The sequence below is a fragment of the Streptomyces sp. CG4 genome, assembly GCF_041080655.1.
Classification (GTDB): Bacteria; Actinomycetota; Actinomycetes; order Streptomycetales; family Streptomycetaceae; genus Streptomyces.
In genome coordinates, this window is the sequence record NZ_CP163525.1 from 9,457,405 (window position 1) to 9,475,681 (window position 18,277).

Annotated in this window: 15 protein-coding genes and 1 pseudogene; 10 read left to right on the forward strand and 6 right to left on the reverse strand. The window is 68.9% G+C overall.

Annotated features, from left to right (window positions below):
• The first annotated feature begins 2 nt into the window (after nt 1-2).
• Together AB5L52_RS43625 and AB5L52_RS43630 are read left to right on the forward strand one after the other, a co-directional pair.
• The gene (locus tag AB5L52_RS43625) at nt 3-1,169 is read left to right on the forward strand and encodes a family 2 encapsulin nanocompartment cargo protein terpene cyclase (protein ID WP_369368588.1); all 1,167 of its coding nucleotides are present in this window, start codon (nt 3-5) and stop codon (nt 1,167-1,169) included.
• Between the two features lie 30 nt (nt 1,170-1,199).
• Nucleotides 1,200-2,051, forward strand: a complete 852-nt coding sequence (locus tag AB5L52_RS43630) for a geranyl diphosphate 2-C-methyltransferase (RefSeq protein WP_369368590.1) — start codon at nt 1,200-1,202, stop codon at nt 2,049-2,051.
• 58 nt (nt 2,052-2,109) lie between these two features.
• Here the strand turns inward: AB5L52_RS43630 and AB5L52_RS43635 are convergent, their stop codons facing one another.
• Nucleotides 2,110-2,775, reverse strand: a complete 666-nt coding sequence (locus AB5L52_RS43635; RefSeq protein WP_351029616.1) for a pyridoxamine 5'-phosphate oxidase family protein — start codon at nt 2,773-2,775, stop codon at nt 2,110-2,112.
• Between the two features lie 437 nt (nt 2,776-3,212).
• Here AB5L52_RS43635 and AB5L52_RS43640 point away from each other — a divergent pair, with 437 nt between their 5' ends.
• Both AB5L52_RS43640 and AB5L52_RS43645 read left to right on the forward strand, forming a co-directional pair.
• Entirely contained in the window at nt 3,213-4,592 is a 1,380-nt protein-coding gene (locus AB5L52_RS43640) for a family 2B encapsulin nanocompartment shell protein (RefSeq protein ID WP_351029614.1), read from the forward strand.
• On the forward strand, nt 4,579-5,934 hold the full coding sequence (locus AB5L52_RS43645) for a SufS family cysteine desulfurase (RefSeq protein WP_369368591.1): 1,356 nt from the start codon (nt 4,579-4,581) through the stop codon (nt 5,932-5,934). Before AB5L52_RS43640 ends, AB5L52_RS43645 begins: the two co-directional genes overlap by 14 nt.
• A 179-nt stretch (nt 5,935-6,113) precedes the next feature.
• On the opposite strand, the gene AB5L52_RS43650 is transcribed toward AB5L52_RS43645, so the two are convergent.
• A complete protein-coding gene (locus AB5L52_RS43650; protein ID WP_369368592.1) occupies nt 6,114-8,399 on the reverse strand; it encodes a choice-of-anchor P family protein in 2,286 nt (761 codons plus the stop codon).
• A gap of 773 nt (nt 8,400-9,172) precedes the next feature.
• Between AB5L52_RS43650 and AB5L52_RS43655 the strand changes: the two genes are divergently transcribed.
• Both AB5L52_RS43655 and infA read left to right on the forward strand, forming a co-directional pair.
• A complete protein-coding gene (locus AB5L52_RS43655; RefSeq protein ID WP_369368593.1) occupies nt 9,173-9,967 on the forward strand; it encodes a GNAT family N-acetyltransferase in 795 nt (264 codons plus the stop codon).
• Nucleotides 9,964-10,188, forward strand: a complete 225-nt coding sequence (infA, locus tag AB5L52_RS43660; RefSeq protein WP_225824102.1) for a translation initiation factor IF-1 — start codon at nt 9,964-9,966, stop codon at nt 10,186-10,188. The genes AB5L52_RS43655 and infA overlap by 4 nt, the downstream gene beginning before the upstream one ends.
• Nucleotides 10,189-10,474: 286 nt before the next feature.
• On the opposite strand, the pseudogene AB5L52_RS43665 reads toward infA, so the two are convergent.
• A pseudogene (locus tag AB5L52_RS43665) lies at nt 10,475-10,726 on the reverse strand (transposase family protein); the annotation flags it as partial.
• Between the two features lie 639 nt (nt 10,727-11,365).
• Here AB5L52_RS43665 and AB5L52_RS43670 point away from each other — a divergent pair.
• Nucleotides 11,366-11,956, forward strand: a complete 591-nt coding sequence (locus AB5L52_RS43670; protein ID WP_351029605.1) for a hypothetical protein — start codon at nt 11,366-11,368, stop codon at nt 11,954-11,956.
• Between the two features lie 180 nt (nt 11,957-12,136).
• Here AB5L52_RS43670 and AB5L52_RS43675 read toward each other — a convergent pair whose 3' ends face one another.
• Nucleotides 12,137-12,652, reverse strand: coding sequence for a lamin tail domain-containing protein (locus AB5L52_RS43675; protein WP_369368594.1), 516 nt, complete (start codon nt 12,650-12,652; stop codon nt 12,137-12,139).
• A gap of 122 nt (nt 12,653-12,774) precedes the next feature.
• Nucleotides 12,775-12,993 carry a hypothetical protein gene (locus tag AB5L52_RS43680; RefSeq protein ID WP_369368595.1) on the reverse strand — a complete coding sequence of 73 codons (219 nt, stop codon included), beginning with the start codon at nt 12,991-12,993 and terminating at the stop codon, nt 12,775-12,777.
• 935 nt (nt 12,994-13,928) lie between these two features.
• Between AB5L52_RS43680 and AB5L52_RS43685 the strand changes: the two genes are divergently transcribed.
• Nucleotides 13,929-14,363, forward strand: a complete 435-nt coding sequence (locus AB5L52_RS43685; protein ID WP_351575086.1) for a VOC family protein — start codon at nt 13,929-13,931, stop codon at nt 14,361-14,363.
• Between the two features lie 198 nt (nt 14,364-14,561).
• Nucleotides 14,562-15,326: an NAD(P)-binding domain-containing protein gene (locus AB5L52_RS43690; RefSeq protein WP_369368596.1), complete on the forward strand. Its 765-nt coding sequence runs from the start codon at nt 14,562-14,564 to the stop codon at nt 15,324-15,326.
• A gap of 276 nt (nt 15,327-15,602) precedes the next feature.
• Here the strand turns inward: AB5L52_RS43690 and AB5L52_RS43695 are convergent, their stop codons facing one another.
• A complete protein-coding gene (locus tag AB5L52_RS43695) occupies nt 15,603-16,310 on the reverse strand; it encodes an AAA family ATPase (protein WP_369368597.1) in 708 nt (235 codons plus the stop codon).
• A gap of 517 nt (nt 16,311-16,827) precedes the next feature.
• Here AB5L52_RS43695 and AB5L52_RS43700 point away from each other — a divergent pair.
• Nucleotides 16,828-17,622 (forward strand): SAM-dependent methyltransferase, encoded by a 795-nt coding sequence (locus AB5L52_RS43700; protein ID WP_351029595.1) that lies wholly within the window; start codon nt 16,828-16,830, stop codon nt 17,620-17,622.
• Nucleotides 17,623-18,277 lie beyond the last annotated feature (655 nt).

An 18,277-nucleotide genomic window follows, 5' to 3' on the forward strand; every position in this document is an offset into this window, starting at 1 on the left:
CCGTGTCACTGCTGTCCCGGATCGCGGCCCCCACGGCCCGTCACGACGTGGCGCGGCTCGTGGCCGCGCTGCTCGCCGAGCACCCGGGCGTCCGCCCGGAGGGACCGGCGAAGGGGTTCGCCCTGCCGACCGGACCGACGGGGCTGGGCACGTCGGCCGCCCGGATCACCCCCAGGCGCAAGGAGGCCGAGGGCACCGCGGTCCCCGAGCTGTACTGCCCGCCCGCACTCCGCGACGACCCGGCGCTCGCCGAAGAGGTCAACGCCCGCCTGCTGGCGTGGGCCGCGGAGATCGGCCTCTACGCCGGCCGCCTCGACCGCGTCCGCGCGGCGGACTTCGGGCGCCTGATGATGCTCGCGCACCCCGACACCGACGCCCCGGACCGGCTGCTGGCCGCCGGCAAGTGCGCCCTGGCGGAGTGGGCCACGGACGACTACTACTGCGACGACGAGACGATGGGATCCGCACCGGCGCTGCTCGGCGCGCAACTCGGCCTCGCCTACGCGGCCATCGACCCCGCCCACCCTCCGCTCCGCTACGTGCCCGCCGTCGAACGAGCCATGCGGGACGACCCGGTGCGCACCGCCCTGCGCTCCGGCTTGGCGCACATGGCCCAGTACGCCGACTGGTCCCAACTGGCCCGGCTGCGCCATGAGGTCGCCGTGCTGTTCGTGGGCTACGGACAGGAGGGGTCCTGGCGCTCCCAGGGACGCATGCCCGCCGTCTGGGAGTACCTGGCGCACCGTCAGATCAACAGCTTCGTCCCGTGCGTCGCGATGACCGACGCGGTGGGCGGTTACGTGCTGCCCGCCGCCGAGTACGCCGATCCGCGCGTCCGCCGCGCCGTGACCATGGCATCCACGGCCGCCACACTCGTCAACGACCTGTACTCGATGGCGAAGGAACACCACTCGGACAGTGTGGAGTTCAACCTGCCGACCGTGATCGCAGCCGAGGAGCACTGCACGTCACGCGAGGCGATCGAGCGGAGTGCGGCGATCCACGACGAACTGGTCCGCACCTTCGAGACGGAGGCGGCGGCCCTGGCCCTGACCGGCTCACCCCAGTTGCGCCGCTTCCTCGCCGGGGTGTGGGCCTGGCTCGGCGGCAACCGCGCATGGCACAGCGGCAGCCGGCGCTACACCTCAGCCACCCCCACCCCTTCCTGACTTCGGCACACCACAAGGAGCACCACTCGCATGTCCACCACCCCTGCCCCCGTCCTGCGCACCGCGTACCAGCGATCCGTGGCGGACTACTGGAACGCCGAGAAGAACCCGGTCAACCTGCGCCTGGGCGACGTAGACGGTCTCTACCACCACCACTACGGGATCGGCGAGTACGACCCCTCCGTCCTGGACGGCCCCGAGGACACCCGTGACGAGCGCATCATCGCCGAACTCCACCGGCTGGAGTCGGCCCAGGCCGATGTCCTGCTGGACCACCTCGGCCCCATCGCCCCCGGTCACCGCCTGCTGGACGCCGGCTGCGGCCGTGGCGGCACCAGCATCATGGCCAACGCCCGCTTCGGCTGCCAGGTCGACGGCGTCTCCATCTCCGAGGCCCAGGTCGAGTTCGCGAGCGGCCAGGCCCGCAAGCGGGGCGTGGACGACAAGGTGAGGTACCACTTCCGCAACATGCTGGACACCGGCCTGCCGACCGGCGCGTTCCAGGGCATCTGGAACAACGAATCCACCATGTACGTCGACCTGTTCGACCTCTTCGCCGAGCACGCCCGCCAACTGGCCTTCGGTGGCCGCTATGTCGTCATCACGGGCTGCTACAACGACGTGACGGGCGGCCGCTCCAAGGCCGTCAGCCGCATCGACGAGCACTACACCTGCAACATCCACCCGCGCAGCGCCTACTTCAAGGCCATGGCTGCCAACGGCCTCGTCCCGATGAACGTCGTCGACCTCACGGACGCGACCATCCCCTACTGGGAGCTGCGCGCCAAGTCCTCGCTGGTCACGGGTGTTGAGGAGCCGTTCCTGACGGCGTACAAGGAGGGCAGCTTCCACTACCTGCTGATCGCGGCGGACCGGGTCTGAGAGATCTCGGCGCGCCCTTACAGGCCGCCGGCAGGAGAGTCCGGGACCGGCCTCTGGGTCAGACCGACCGGGCCCGGGCCATGGCTGCGCCGAAGTAGTCGCCGCCCTTGCGCCTGACGTCGTCGGTGCCCCACGCCTGCTCGCTGTCGGCGGCCGCACCGCCCTCCCCGGTGGTGTTCTGCCGCAGAGGCGCCTTGACCAGCCTCGGTATGTGTTTCGAGCAGTGGATGTACGCCTCCTCGACCGCCACCTCCACCCACACCTGGGGGAGACGGCCGGGCACCGGGTCGACCGGTAGATGCGGATGTGTCTGACGCATCCGTTCATCGGCTACCAACCGGGCCCGGCCGTTGACATGCAGGCCGATGCGATCCCGGGCGAAGTCGATCATCAGGATGCCGACGTGCGGGTTCTCCCGGATGTTGCCGAGCGATGCCATGACGCCATTGCCGCGGTACTCCGGATAAGCCAGGGTCATGTCGTCCAATACCCGGAGAAAGCCCGGCGGCCCGGCCCGGAAGGTGCTGTCGCACTCGCCGCGGCCGTCTGCCGTGGCGAGGAAGAACATCTCCTGGCGGGCGACGAACTCCCGCATCCGAAGGTTGAGCCTGTCGAGCACCTGTTCCTCGTAGAACCGGTCGGCCCGGGCGACGGTTCCCAACTCCCGCTGGACCAGGTGCTCGCCGTGGCTTCCGGGCCGTTCTGCCCGCTCATCGTGGTTCAACGATTCTCCTGAAGGACTGCTGTGGATCACTGTGGGAGGGCCGGAGAGACACGCGACGAAACTGTGCCATGGTCCGAACCCGCACACAATGGATGCAGGTCGCCTGTCAGGCGCCGGGGCGGGATTGATTCACGGGCTCCGTCGGACGGCATTGATAATCGCCTCTTTGGGATTCACAAAGCAATCATATGAGACGAAATTCGGCCCTCTATGGGCGATTTAGAGGTAAGACGGCCTCCGCCCGGATAGAGAATCCCTGTCACCCGCGCATACCGCGACCTGCGGAGGCAAATGCTGTTCGGGCTTGCGTGCGAATCCCGCAAGCTACGCAAAGCGGATGATTCCTGCCATCCCATTATAAATGCTCTCTTGTGGTCAACCGGCGGCAGGAAGACGATCGCTTCTCGTTCCCATCCCCTCTCTGCGAGGAGTTCTTCATGAGTGAGCGGTTGAGCCTCGGCCCGGATGCCGCACGGCAACTCGCCAACACCACCAAGACCACACCGCAGATGCGCGGCATCACCCCGCGCTACCTGCTGCGGGCGCTGCCCTGGGTGGACGTCGAGTCCGGCGTCTACCGCGTCAACCGGCGCCGTACGTACGTCCTCGGCGACGACCGCATCAGCACCACCGACGACGCCACGCCGCGCGTCATCGCAGGCGACCTCCGCGAACTGCCGTACCTGCGCGAGGCGGACGATGCGCTGCTGGAGGAACTGGCCTGCGCGTTCACACAGGTCACCTTCGAGCCGGGCGAAGTGCTGGCGCAGGAGGGCGCCCCGGCCGACCGGCTGTGGGTGATCGTGCACGGGCGCGCCGAGAAGCGCGCGACCGGGCAGTACGGCGCGGACGCGCTCCTCGACGTCATCGGCGACGGCCAGTTCTTCGACCTCGGCGCGTGGACCCGCGCCGAGGCCACGCCGTACCGGGTGCAGGCGCTGACCGCCGGCGTCGCCCTCTGCCTGGACCGCGCCACACTCGCCCGGCTCGGCGAGCGGGACGAGACCTTACGGGGTGCCGTGGACGCGTATGTCGCCGGCGCCCATGTCATGGCCGGCGCCGAGGTCCCCGTCGACCTCACCGCCGGGCACGTCGGCGAGCCGGATCTGCCGGCGACCTTCGTCGACTACGAGGACGCTCCCCGCGAGTACCACATGACGCTCGCCCAGACCGTGCTGCGCGTGCACACCCGCGTCTCCGACCTCTACAACGGGCCGATCGACCAGACGCGGGCCCAGGCCAACCTCACCGTTCACGCACTGCGCGAGCGGCAGGAGGCCTCGATGCTGTACCACCCGGAGTTCGGGCTCTTCAACAACGTCGCCCCCGGTCAGCGCGTACAGACGCGCACCGGCGCGCCGACCCCCGACGACATGGACGAGCTGCTGACGCGGGTGTGGAAGCAGCCCGCGTACTTCCTCGCCCACCCGAAGGCGATCGCGGCGTTCGGCCGCGAATGTACGCGCCGGGGCGTGCCCCCGGTGATCGAGAACCGCTTCGGCAGCCCGCTGCTGACCTGGCGCGGGGTGCCGCTGCTGCCGTCGGACAAGGTGCGGTTCTCCGGGGGCGCGGGCGTGGGTACGACCGAGATCCTGCTGATGCGGTTGGGCGAGGCCGAGCAGGGCGTGGTGGGTCTGCGGCCCTCGAAGGTCGCCGACGAGGTCGAGCCGGGCCTGGCGATGAAGAACATGGGCGTGGACCAGAAGGGCATCACGTCGTACCTGATGACGGCGTACTTCAACGCGGCCGTGCTGGTGGAGGACGCGCTCGCGGTGCTCCAGAACGTCGAGGTGTCCAAGTACCATGACTACTCCTGACGTTGACACCGCGGGCCCCGCGCCGACCGGCCTGTCCTGGCTTCCCGGGCTTCCCGGGTCTCCCGGGTCTTCCGGGCTCACCGGCCAGGCCATGGCTCCCCCTGTTCCCCAGCCGTCCGGCGCCTCCCAGGGCTTCTCGCCCGAAGCGGCCCGCCGGGACGTGCCCATCCTGCACCGGACGGTCAACGGCCACCCGCTGGTCTGGCTGGACAACGGCGCCACCACACAGAAGCCCCGGCAGGTGATCGAGGCGTTGGCGGCGTTCTACGGCTCCGCCAACTCCAACATCCACCGTGGCGCGCACACCATGGCGCGCGAGGCGACGGAGATGTACGAAGCGGGCCGGGCCACGGTCGCGCAGTTCCTGGGCGCGCCCTCGCCCGAGAGCATCGTCTTCGTCCGGGGAACGACCGAAGCGATCAACCTGGTCGCACAGAGCTGGGGGCGCGCGGGCCTCGGACCCGGAGACGACATCCTGGTGCCGGTGCTCGAGCACCACGCGAACATCGTGCCCTGGCAGCGGGTCGCCCAGGAGACACGAGCGCGCGTCGTGCCCGTACCCCTGCGGCCGGACGGCAGCATCGACCAGGACGCGTACGCCGATCTGCTCTCCGTGCGGACCCGGCTCGTGGTCATCAGCCACGCCTCGAACGTCCTCGGCACCGTGCCACCGGTGCGGGAGATGACGGCCCTGGCACACCGCTACCAGGCGAAGGTGCTGGTGGACGGGGCACAGGCGGTGGCGCACTTTCCCGTCGACGTGACGGACCTGGACGCCGACTTCTACACCTTCTCCGGCCACAAGATCTACGCCCCCACGGGCATCGGCGCCCTGTACGCCAAGCCGGAGATCCTTCAGACCATGGCGCCGTGGCAGTCGGGCGGCAACATGATCGAGTCGGTGAGCTTCGACCGTACGACATACGCCCCGGTCCCGCACCGCTTCGAAGCCGGTACCGGCCATATCTCCGGCGTGGCCGGCCTGCTGCTCGCCCTCAACTGGCTGACGGCCTTCGACCGCAAGGCGGTGGCGGACTACGAGACGCAGCTGATGGCCTACGCGCAGGAGGCCCTGGCCAAGGTCCCGGGCCTCGAACTGCTGGGCCCGGTGGCCGAGCGGATCGGCGTACTGACCTTCACCCTGCCCGGCCACACTCCGACCGAGATCGCCGACTGGCTGGACGGCGACGGCATAGCAATCCGGGCCGGCCACCACTGCGCCCAGCCGGCCCTGGCCCACTACGGGCTCGACTCGGCGGCTCGCGCGTCGCTGGCGCTGTACAACACGCGGGAGGAGGTGGACCGGCTCGTGACGTCGCTGCTGGAGCTGCAGGCCGCCTGAGACCAGGCGCGCGGTGGCCCTGCAGGAGGCTGGGCCTGACCGTATGATCCCGGCGAGGGGCATACGGGCAGGCCCGTCCGCATGCGGTTCACCACCCGTGGTTGAACCCGTGACACCGGGACGCGACGGAGCCGCCAGGCTGCCGGCCCGGCGGCTCCGACGGCTTCTTCGCTGACCTCCTAATGGCAGTTGTGCGCGGCGCTCGTGGCGGTACCCACGCTGATGTCGACAAGGTTGCCCGAGGCCCCCGGGACCACGATGTGTGCGGCGGTGACCGTCAGACCGCTGTCCGCGTCCGGCGCGGGGGACTGCTCGTCGATGACGATGCGTCCGCCGCCGGGCAGCGTCACGGTGCTGTTCGGCGTGGTCGGTACGGTGACCGGCCGGCCCGCGACGGTGAGGGCCAGTGTCGCCGACCCGTCGGCCTTGGTGCAGGTGCTGGTCGATGTCGCGGTCAGTCCGGAGATGCCGATCACCGGCAGGCCGGGCAGTCCGACCCGCAGGTCCGCGACCCGTACGGTGGACTGCGCCGTACCGGGGTTCAGATGGGTGGTCACCTGCGGGCACAGCGCGTCCGCGTGGACCAGCACCACCCCGGCCGACGCCGTGCACGGTGTGTCGGTGGCACTCGCCCTCGCGCTGCGGACCTGGCCGGTGTCCGGCGTCGGACCGACCGAGAGCGAGGCGAGCGGCAGGTTCACCGCCGCGGTGAGTCCGGTGGCCCGGCCGGTATAGTACTCCAGCCGAACTCGCGCCGAGTCGCCGGACGGCAGATAGAACCGGTCACCGGTGAACTCCGCGGTCACCGGTACGGTCGCGTCCTCGGTCAGCGGCTGGTCGACGGACGCGATCGTGCACACCGCGGCGCCATGGACGTCGGTGGTGGCGGTGCACACCTGCCGGTCGTTACCGGTGCCCAGGGCCAGAGCGACCGGCCGGCCCGCGATCGGCTGGTTTCCGCTCTCACCCTCGGTGAGGAGGCCGGACAACTGCGCGGGCTGACCGTTGGCGACCCTCTTCGTCCCCGTGTACCTCAGGTTGGATATCGCCTTGAGGATGGTGAAGTCCGCGTCCATGGAGCTGGCCTGGTACTCGCCGGTCCCGGAGTAGCGGACCCGCAGTGGCAGTTGTCCGGGCGGATCCTTCGGGGTGAGCTGGCACGCCGCGTTGCCGGAGGGGCCCGGGCTCGTGGTGCACGAGGCGCTGCCGAGCGTGAAGGTGACCGTACCGCTGCTGACCGGGCTGCCCCCGCTGGTGACGCGTGCGGAGGCGACGAACGCCGCGTGATAGCGCGAGGACCGAGGTCCGGTATAGCTCACGCTGGTCGGCTTGCGCTGCGGTGGCGGAGGCGGATTCACCGGGCCGGGCCGGACCGTCGGGTCGTACCAGTAGAACGGGTGGTCGGCTGCCGGGGCCGGGCCCGCGGTGGCCGATCGCACTCCGTTGCCGCCGTGCGGCGGCGTTCCCGTGGTTCCGGGATTGGCGTCCTCGATCTTCCGCTCGCAGTCGGGGTCGACGCGCTTCTCACAACTCCAGTCGAAGCCCTTCGCGAACGGCACGTCCAGCGTGTTCTGGCCGCTGTTGAGGTCCATGCAGTCCTTGGCGCCGCGGTGCCAGTGGAAGAGCACATGGTGCATGTGCACCCCGTAGGTGGCGTACACGACTTCGCCCCGCGGGATGTTGAACGGCCCGAACGGCGCGGTGATGGTGACCGACTCGGACGAGGTCACCGTGTGGGTGTAGTCGTAGGACGCGGCCACCTTCAGCATCTTGATGGGGAACTCCACCCCCAGGTGGAAGCTCGTCTGCGCCGACACCGAGTCCTGAGTGGTGTGCTGCATCGTCACTTGCCACGGTCCGCCCAGCCCCTCGGGGCTCTGCTCCGTCTCCGTGACGTGGGTCCAGGTGTCCGGCAACTCCTTCTCGATCACCATGGACAAGGGCTCGATGTCACACGCGCCGGCCACCGCAGTGGTGGTCCAGTGCTGCCGTCCCAGCCCGAGGTAGCCCGCCCCGATCACATGGTCAGCGTCGGTGGCAGTGAGAACCAGGTCGGTCTTGCGACTGCCGATGGCGCGGTCCGCCTTCCCCCAGGTCTGGTAGGCATTCTTCTGCGCCGGGTCGCAGGGCGTGGTGTAGATGTCGCCCCGCTCGTTTCCGTCGAGACACAGGCCCGTCTGCATATTGACGAGCGTGGCGCCTACTCCCTGCCATTGCTGGTAGTAATTGCGGGCGCCGCACTCACTCAGGAAGACATGGCCGTCGTAATCGCTGGTGAGGCAGTGGTGGTAGTCGTCGTCGGAGATCGTCGCGGCCAGTTGGTCATCGGCCGCGCCGGCCGCTGCGACGGCGCCGCCCGAGGCGGCGAAGGCCCGGCTGCCCGGCTGCCCGATGCCGAGTCCGAGGATCAGCGCCAGTACCGCGAGCACAGTGAGCGCTCTTAATCGTTTCTCCCCCGTGCGCAATTCCAGCTCCTTTGGCTTCGGTTGTTTCATGGACCCGGCTCACGGAACCACCGCTGCCGAAGGGCGTCGACAACACGGGCGCAAAGGCACGGAACTTCGGTTTGAATGTTCTGCGCGGTTCGTGAAGCTCCGGGAAGGCGCAAGCCGCGGTGGGCAGGGATATGAACGAGGTATGAAGTCCGCGCATGTCACCTGAAGAGTCCGACAGCGAAGAAGAACCCAGTGAGCCTCTTTCATCCCGATCGTTCGGCGGGCGTGACGACTCGGCCGTGGAGCGTGGACGACGGCTTGTGAGCACTGGTCGAACCGGTGCTGCCGCCGTGGCCGAAGCGGTCGCCGGGGCAGAGGCCAGTGGTGCGGGGACTGCTCCCACGTGCGCGCGAAAGGGGGGAGCCGCGACCGGTCCGCCGCCGGACGACCCGGCCGGCCCCGATGGCAGCCGGAGTGCCTCCACCAGTCCGAACGCCTCGCGGTCCGCTCGGAACGACGTTTCGAACTCCACGACTCCTTCCTCTCGTTGGCTCGCACCCTCGTCTGCTGGAGACCCCTCAAGAAGACCGGATCATGATCGCGTCACGAGCTCATGGAAAAGGACTGGAGCGAGGCGGCGCCCCGCTGCTACTTTCGTGGTGGACCGTGAAGTCGTCGTATGGAGGTGAGCCCCGTGAACACAGTTACCCATGGGTGCTCCCCCAACCCGTCACGGTCCGGCGGCTGACGTTCGGTGTCGCCAGGAGCGCCTGAGACCGAGGCACTCCTGGAAGGAGACTCCGATGAACACGAAGCCTTTCACAACTGGCCTGAGCGAGAACGCGGTGATGATCACGCGCGTCGCGGACAGGCAATGGCATGCGCTGGATGACGACCTGGTGGTCGGCCGCGGAGATGCGGAGCACCGGCCCGACGGACGCTTGTTCGTCAGCATCGACGCCTGGCACGACGCCACCTTCGACCGGCTCGCCGAGGCGATGCTGGCGGAACTGCCGGCGCCTTTGTACACGGTGGTCGACGAAGCCGACGTAGAGCTGGCGGCCGGCTGGCGGCGAGCCGGTTTCACGATCCGGCGCCGCGAGTGGGAGTACGCCGTGCCGACCGACCCGCGGGTCACAGGGCTCGACGAAGTCCTGCCGCCTTCGGGGGTGACGATCGTGCCCGCCGGTCAGGCGGACGAGAGTCTGCTGCGGGTGGTGGACCGCGCGATCCGTGACGAGGTCGAGGCGACCGACGGGTGGTGGCAGTCGATGCCCGCGGAGGTAATTCCCCGCCTCGAAGGCGACACCATCGTCGACCCGTCGAAGTACGCGGTGGCCGCGGCGCCGGACCGCTACCTGGGTCTGATCCGGGTGGTGACGGTGAACCGGCCGCGCATCGGGCTGGTCGCGGTCCGGGCCGGCGAGCAGCGCCGCGGCATCGCGCGGGCGCTGCTGGCCCACACGCTGGGGACGTTGCACCGCTCCGGGTTCGCCGCGGCCTGGACCGAAGTCCACGAGTCCAACCAAGCAGCCTCGGCACTGTTCGAGGGCATCGGCGCCCGGCCGATGAGCAGCAACCTGGAGCTGGTGCGATGACCAAGAACAAGAACGTCATCGAAGTCGAGGGCAAGGTCGTCGAGTGCCTGCGCAGCGCCATGTTCACCGTGGAGCTCGACAACGGCCACCAGGTGCTCGCGCACATCAGCGGGAAGATCCGCAAGAACTACATCAAGATCATGCTGGAGGACCGGGTGCTGGTGGAGCTCCCGCCGTACGACCTGACGCGCGGCCGGATCGTGTTCCGGTACCGGAACTAGCGGCCGTCGGCGCCTTCCGCGGTAGCTGATCCTCGGGCCCCGGTCACGGCGTCTTCGTGACCGGGGCCCGAGGATGGCTCGCACGGCGGCGGCCACCGCTTCAGCCACCGCCAGCAGGTCTGGCCCAAGCCCAACTCCCGCTCCAGAGGCAGCAGTTGCCAGGCGTTGTCCGATGTGCAGCACGCACAGGATGCCCTGCAGGCACAGCCGGTCCGGCACCGGCCGCGGGCCAGGAGGCTTCTCGGGCCAGGGCGTCCGCAGCGGCGCGATCAGCGCCCACAGGTTAGGGGGCGCGGACGGTGGCGCCGGCGCGCTGATAGGCGCGGTCGGCCAGGATCAGGATCTGCCGGGTCAGGCAGGCCTGGACGATGCCGTGGGTGCGAGCTGCGGTCAGGTCGTGGGTGCGGCGTCCCGGCACGGCCCGTGAGAACGATGGCGGAGTTCCGTCCGGCGCGGTGATGACCTGGATGTTCCTGCCGTGCCTCTTGTGCTTCTACGAGTGGTACGGCTCGTCCCCTCGGATGCGGCCGGTGGGAATCACCAGAGGAGAGTCCCACCGGCCCTCTCCAGGCCGGCGACGCCCGTAACCAGGGCAGGAGGCTCCCGGTTCGCCGGGTAGTGAATGCTGTAGGGAAGCCTCGACCTGCTGAAACCGCGACAGCGGACATCACCGCGCATCCGCCCGCACGTCGCGAGGAACCGCACGCCACCCACGCCAACGGCACGCTGCGACTCTCGGTTGACTGAACGACACCGATGGCGATCCCGTCCAGTCAACCGACGAAAAGCCAGGTCAGGAAGCGTGCCACTGCACACATTCACCGCGGCGACACCGGCCCCCGGGGCAGCTGACTCACCGCCACTGTGGGATCCAGCCGGGTCGCCTTCGGCACAGCGGGTCACATAACACGCGTCCACTCGTGGGTTTCGCAGCGACACGCGGTCGGTGTGGGGTGAGCACCCGTCATTAGATCATCCGGAAGGGCTAATAGTCATTCAATCTGCTTTTTTCTTCGGTCACTTCACATCCCGGCGGAGCGGCAGGCAAGGCCACATATACCCCGATCGGCTCCCTACCTCGCCTCTTCCGATATGACCGATATGACAGCCGTGAGTACGTTTGATCGCAGTCGGCTGACGAGCCGGCATCTTCGAGATACAAGACGGGAGAAGCGACATGAAGCTCACTCGTACCACCATGGTGACCGCCTCTGTCGGAGCCGCCACGGCACTCGCTGTGACCGGCATCACCTACGCCTCGGCGGCCTCCGCCCCGGCGCCCCAGGCGGCCCCGGTCGCCGTCGCCCCGGCTGCCGCCCCGGCGGCACCCCTCGGCGGCGACTCCGGACAGGGCAAGAGCAACAGCAACAACAACGAAGGGCAGAGCAAGGGCAACGAAGGCAAGGGCAACGAAGGCCGCCACGAGGAGCGCAGAGAGGAAGGCCGGATCCTGGTCAACGAGCGGTCCTACTCCGCTCACCCGGGTGACTGCATCACTGTGGTCAGCGGCCTGGGCGCCAAGACCCTGAACATCCGCAACGACAGCCACAAGCGCGTGGAGGTCTTCCGCGGGGCGGTCTGCGACAACGGAGCCCCCATCGCGACCGTCGGCCCGCACAGCACCAGCTTCGGCGTCGACGACCTCCACACCAAGGGAATCCACGTCAAGGACGGCGTCGTGGCCAGCTTCCGCGTGGTCTGCGACCACGAGCGCGACCGTGACCGCGACCACGACGGTGGCGGGGACGACGGCGGCTGGGACGACTGATCCGAAACCGACCGCGCGATAGGGGTCCCCGGCCTGCCGCAATCGGGCCGGGGACCCCATTCCCCACCATTGTCTGACAACCCACGCGCCATGCACGCACCACAAGGCCCGGACACCAGGCGTCACACCCTGGTGCCCGGGCGGTGTCTGTTCACTCACCGGCCGACCCACCTGGGGGTTTCAGCCCCGAGGGCTTCCCGCGGACGCCTGCCCGCGCCCTCGCCGGCGGCTCCCTTCCCTGCGTTTCCCAACCGCCGAACGGGTGAGATCGGAGCCGTACGAGCCGCGCCTGCAGGAGACCGCCTCGACGGCGCGGCCGCGGTCGTTGCGCAGGGTTGCGGTGTCACCGCTGTCGTTCCCCACGTAGTTCCGCTTGCCCTGGTACACGTCCTTGCGGGTGTCCATGCCGATGCCGATGCCGATGCCGATGCCGGTGCGGACGCGGACGGTGGCATGCGGTGCGCGGCTCACGTGGTGGAAGGTGTAGGTGTACTCGGCGTCGTACCTCAGCGTCCAGCGGTCCAGGTGCGGCGGCTGGCGGGTGCTGTTGGTGACGTCGCCCCACTCGTTGTTGAGCGAGCGGTTCGAGCGATTCGAGCGGTCGTCCCGTCCCGGGGAGTCGGCCGGCACCTTGCTGATGGACACCGGCGGGTGGCGCGGACGGCCCGGCTGCTGGGCGGCTGCGGCCGGCAGCACGACCGAGCCGACGAGGGCAACTCTCCTCGCCAGGACATCGGAGAGTTGGGCGCCACAGATGCCGGGCCAGAGCCCGGGAACGGGGTGTGCATGCCCCGAGCCTGGGTGCCGGCAGGGGTCAGTCACGGACAGGTGCAGGTACCCGTGTCGGTTTCGCCAGCCTTGCCGGGGGTGTTTGCCTCATGGCCCTGTCCGCTGGGGTAGGCCACCACCTGGTCGAGTACGGCCATCTCGTTCCCGCCGGGAGCCGGGGTGCCGCGCCACAGCAGCCGCCAGATGACCGGCGAGGGGGGATTGCACTTGTCGACGCCAGGGCCCTCGCACAGCAGCGCCCTGGCCATCCGGCGGATGTGCTCCTGACCATTTCTGAGCTGCCGGCGGCGGGCTCGCGAGGGCGGTGCCTTCCCTCCCAGGGCTCGGGCGCACCGCAGACGGCCTTGACGGGCACGCTCCCCTCGGCGTAGCGCAGGAGCCGGCCCCGCTGCTGACAAGAGTGACGCGTGGCAGGCCCGGAACCGTACCCGAGAACATGACCTGGCCCGAGGGCTTGTCCAAGCCGTAGAACGGAGCGCTGCGGCTGCCCAGACCGGTCGCGGTGAGCTTGGAGTGCGAGCCGTAGCCGCCGGAGAGCCATATCTCGATGGCGGCATGGTCCGGGCCGCGGTCGCCGGCCTGGCTACCCAGTGTCGGCCAGCCATCGTTCTTTCAGCCCTGGGCGTGCGCCCCGGTGTCGACGACCGGCTGCGAGGCCGGGACAGCCGGTGAGTGCGTGAGATCGGGCGACGCAGCCAGCCAGCCTCCGGCAAACGCCCCCGCCGCAGCGGTCACAGCCACAGCGGCACTCCACCGCGGATACTCGAGGACCTCGGCGCGCAGCCAACCCGGTGCCGACAGCGACGTCGGAGCTGACGCGGTGGACGCGCGGCGCGGGCACGGGTCGCGCGCCCTCGGATGACGCGGTGACCTTGTTCTCACGCGCGGCACCCGCCGAAGTCACCCCCTTACCCCGCTCGTGACCGAACAAGGGATTCCGACGGTGTCTCGACCGCCGGTCGGAGTGCAGCCGAGGAATGGCGTTGCCCGAGTCCGTGATGATCACTAACCTCACTCGCGTGACTGCCGGGTCGGCCATGGGCCATGCACGAGTGAGGTTCCCGGCCTCGCCGTGAGCGCGAGGCGGGCAAGAGGCCCGCCCCCCCATCTCCACGTCTTTGTTCCCGGCGCCCGTGCGCGGCCCCCCATTCCAGTGGATCTCAAGACCGGAGACACATCACTCATGTCCTATGACCAGCAGTACCCGCATGAATCCGAACTGCCGTCGGCCGGTGCCGGCGTCCAGCTGAACCACACCGCCGTCTATGCAAGCGACCGGCACCTGTCTGCCGAGTTCATCGCCGCGATCCTGGGTCTGAAGGTCGGCGCCCCGTTCGGGCCGTTCCTGCCCGTCGACCTCGGCAACGGCGTGACGCTCGACTACTACGAGAAGCGGGACGAGCCGATCCAGTCGCAGCACTACGCCTTCCTCGTGCCGGACGAGCAGTTCGACGCCATGATCGCCCGTCTGGAGGCGGTCGAGGTCACCTACTACGCCGATCCCAGCCACACCGAACCTGGCCAGATCAACCGTCTCTTCGGCGGTCGCGGCGCGTACTTCGACGACCCGGACGGCCACAATATGGAGATCATGACGCGGCCTTACGTTCGCCCCTGACCGACCGGCCGACAGCGGTCCGTCGTAACCTCCCCGCCGAGCGGCTCCGAACTTCCTGGCTCAGGCCGGCCGAGTGAGCCGCTCGGCGCGCGGGAGGGGCGTGTATGACCAGCACGACGAACCACCTGATCGAGGAGACTTGCCCCAGACCCGGACCACACCAGGTCACGACCACCACCCACCAGGGAGGCAGACCCAGTGAAGCGCATCGGCATCATCGGAGTAGGCGAGATCGGTAGGGCCATCGTGATGGGCCTGCGCCACGGAGGCGGTACGTCGCCGGAGGTCTTCCTCTCCCCACGGGGAGCCCGCACCGCCGCCGAGCTGTCCGAACGCTACGAGGGCGTCCAGGTGTGCGCCGACAACCAGGAGGTGGTGGACCGCTCCGAGCTGGTGGTCATTGCCGTACGTCGCCAAGACCGGCACGAAGCACTCGCCGGGCTGAAGGTGGACGACGACAAAATCGTGATCCACGTGATGGCCGGCGTCGCCACCGACGACCTGCGCCAGACACTCGCCACCGGCGCCCCGGTGGTCCGGGCCATCCCCCTGCCCGCCATACGCGAACGTCGCTCCGTCACGGTGACCCATCCCTCGCACCCGGAGGTGAACTCCCTCTTCGAGGAGCTGGGCGGAGCGCTCCCCGTCGCGGACGAGGCCGCCTTCAACGTCTTCTCCGCGCTGACGGGGACGCTGACCGCCCACTACACATATCTCGCCACGCTCACCTCGTGGGCCGCCGGCCAGGGCATCGCCTCCGACGACGCCGACCGCTATGTCCGCAGTCTCTTCCAGGGGGTCGGCCGCGCCCTGAGTGACGAGACCCGCTCCCTGCACCAACTCGCCGCCGACCACGAGACCCCGGGCGGCAACAACGAACGTATCCGCACCACCTGGTTCGACCCGGCCAACGCCGAAGCCCTCAAGAAGGCTCTGGACGGCCTCCTCGACGACCTGAAGTAGCCGAAGCAGCTCAACCGCTGACCCGATCACTTCCGCTGCATAGAACTACTTGTCACGCGTTCCCGCTGCATCTGCTCAGCAAAGGTGTGGCGCGGGCTCACGCTGTTGCGGCACTGCAACGATCAACTCGCAGCCGAAGCGGGAGGTCTTCGGGCGCTCGGAACGTCCGCGGAAAATGGCTGATGGGGCCCGTGAACCCGGCCGGATCATGTCCCGCACCCCGGGGCATGCGGTTCCTGCCGTGGCGGTCGCGCATCCGGCCCCTGAGGCGTCCTCTCAGTCGAGGACGTGGCGCAGGTAGGTCTGCGGATCGGCGAGATAGCGGCGCCAGTGGTCGACCAGGGCGAGTTCGCGCCAGGCGACCCGGCGCATGCCGTGCTCGCCGACCTCGACGATGTCCGCACCGGGCAGCGCGGTCAGCAGGGGAGAGTGGGTGGCACAGATGACCTGGCCGCCGCTCTTCACCAGCTGGTCGATATGGCCGAGCAGTTCCAAGCAGGAGGCGAACGACAGCGCGGCTTCGGGCTCGTCCATCACATACAGCCCTGGCTGGAGGAACTTCTCCCTGAACGCGGCGAGGAAGCCCTCCCCATGACTGACCGAATTCGGCACGAACCCTTCCCGGTCAAGAGCGTCCAGCGCCGTCTCCGCGCGCAGGAAGAATCCCTTGCGGGCGGACCAGCTCCCCAGCATGCGCCGTCCGCGCGGAGCTGCGTCGAACCGGATTCGCTCACCCAGCACCGACTTGGTGCGGTGGCTGGCGTAACGCCAGTCGTGTGAGCCGCCCCAGGGGTCGAGACCGAATCCCTCCGCGAGGGCCTCGACCAGAGTGGACTTGCCCGAGCCGTTCTCACCGACGAGAAAGGTCACCGGCGCTGTGAACCGTAGTCCGTCCTCCAGCAGGGCGCGCACACAAGGGACGGACCAGGGCCACTCATCCTGTTTGTACGAGGCCACATGTGCGTACGCATGTTCGATGATCACGTGTCGAGTCTCCCACAAGGCGCGCCAAGGAAGCGTGGCGCCGCTCCGAGGGCCTGGTGCTCGGCCAGGTGCTGTCGCCGTCGGCAGGATGCGTCCAAGCAGGAGATTGAGGACGCGCCCGCCCTCATGCCCAACGGGTATGTCTCCCTCACAAGCCGAACCGCGTGGTTCACCCAACCGGTCAGCCGTCCCGCCCCCCCTGTACCGGCACCAGCCCGCTTCCAGCCGCCTTCGGCACGGTGCACGGCGATCGCATCCTCGACGAGGTTCAAAATCCGGCAGTGACGACACCCGGATGATTGCTTCTGGGCGAGGGGAACCTGGACGTCATTGTTCGACGCTCCTCGGACCAGGCCCCGATGGCGGGGAAGATCGGGCGAGCGTCCATGCCACGGTGGCAGCGGCAAGCATGGCGCCACATCACGACTGAAGATCCAGCCTTGCAGCGCGGAGAACACCTCATGCCTCTAAGTTTGGGCTGGTAAGTGGCTAACTCTGGCTAACTCGGGGAGTCCCTATGTCAATTGAACGCCCGTCCATCAACAGCAGCGTGCCGCACTCCGCCCGCATCTGGAACTACTGGCTGGGTGGCAAAGACTGCTACGAGATCGACCGGCAGGTCGGTGACCAGATCGCCGCGGCCAACCCGGGGATTCTCGAAACCGCCCGGGCACAGCGGGGGTTCCTCGTCCGAGCGGTCGAGTACCTCGTCCGCGAGGCCGGCATCCGCCAGTTCCTGGACGTGGGCACGGGCCTGCCCACCGCCGACAACACCCACGAGGTGGCCCAGCGTCTGCTGCCCGAGGCGCGGATCGTCTACGTTGACCACGACCCGGTCGTCCTGGTACACGCCGCGGCGCTGCTCACCAGCACGCCCGAGGGCGCGACGGACTACATCGACGCCGACCTGCGGAACCCGGAGGGGATCCTCGACCAGGCCACCAGGACACTGGACTTCACCGAGCCGGTGGCGTTGATCCTGCTGGGCATCGCCGCGCACGTCACCGACGACTCCGTTTACGGCATCGTGGACCGCCTGGTCGATGCCCTGCCGTCCGGCAGCTACCTCGTGTTCTGCGACAGCACCGACGTCATCCACCCCGAGCAGCAGCGAGCCATGGTCGAGCAGTGGAACGAGGCGAGCGACAACCCCCGTGTCAACCGCAGCCCCGACCAACTCGCCCGCTTCTTCAACGGCCTGGAGCTGCTGGAACCCGGCCTGGTTTCGACGTCTCGATGGCGCTCGCAGGCGAACGGCTCCGAAGAACCCGCTGAGGTCGACAACTTCGGCGGCGTGGCGCTGAAGCGCTAGGAGCAGTCTGGCGAAGAGGGGGGGCGAGGGCGAGTGGTACCTCCAACGAGCCCAGCTACCTCCTTGGCGCGGCGGTGTCGTCGAGGAAGGCCGAGAACCGGTGGTGTGCTACCAGAGACAGCGCCGGCCGGGTCGCCGTCCCTGAGCAGGACCTCGGCCTGTCCCAGGACGAACGCGGTGCACACGTCCGGGATCCCAGCGGCAGAGCGAAGACCAGCGCCCACACCTTGGCGGCGAGTCCCTGCGCCAGATCGCAGGTCTGCAGGTTGCGGGCCGGCCGCCGGCGTGTCGGCCGCCTGGTGGGCCGGCTCCTGGATCCGGGCCGCAGTGCACGTATCCGGCACGCGGTGAATCCCGGGGCGACCATCCCGCGCGGTCGGCCGTTCTCCGGACCGTCCATGTCGGTCTGGTCACCGCCGATCACCACAGCGGGTTGGTCAAGGCCGTGCGCAAGGTGATGCTTCGAGCCGACTGCCATGGCGCGGAGCACAGTCGATGGGCGGGTGGTATCGGTGATGCTGCCGGTGCGCCACGGCCTCGCCATCGCCCGGCGCCGCTGACGTAGCAGCGTGCCGGAAGGCCGGATGCTGCCGGTCAGCCGGAAGGGTGGGTACGACGGTGGCCTCGCGTTCGGCGTCATCGGGGAGCTGACCGC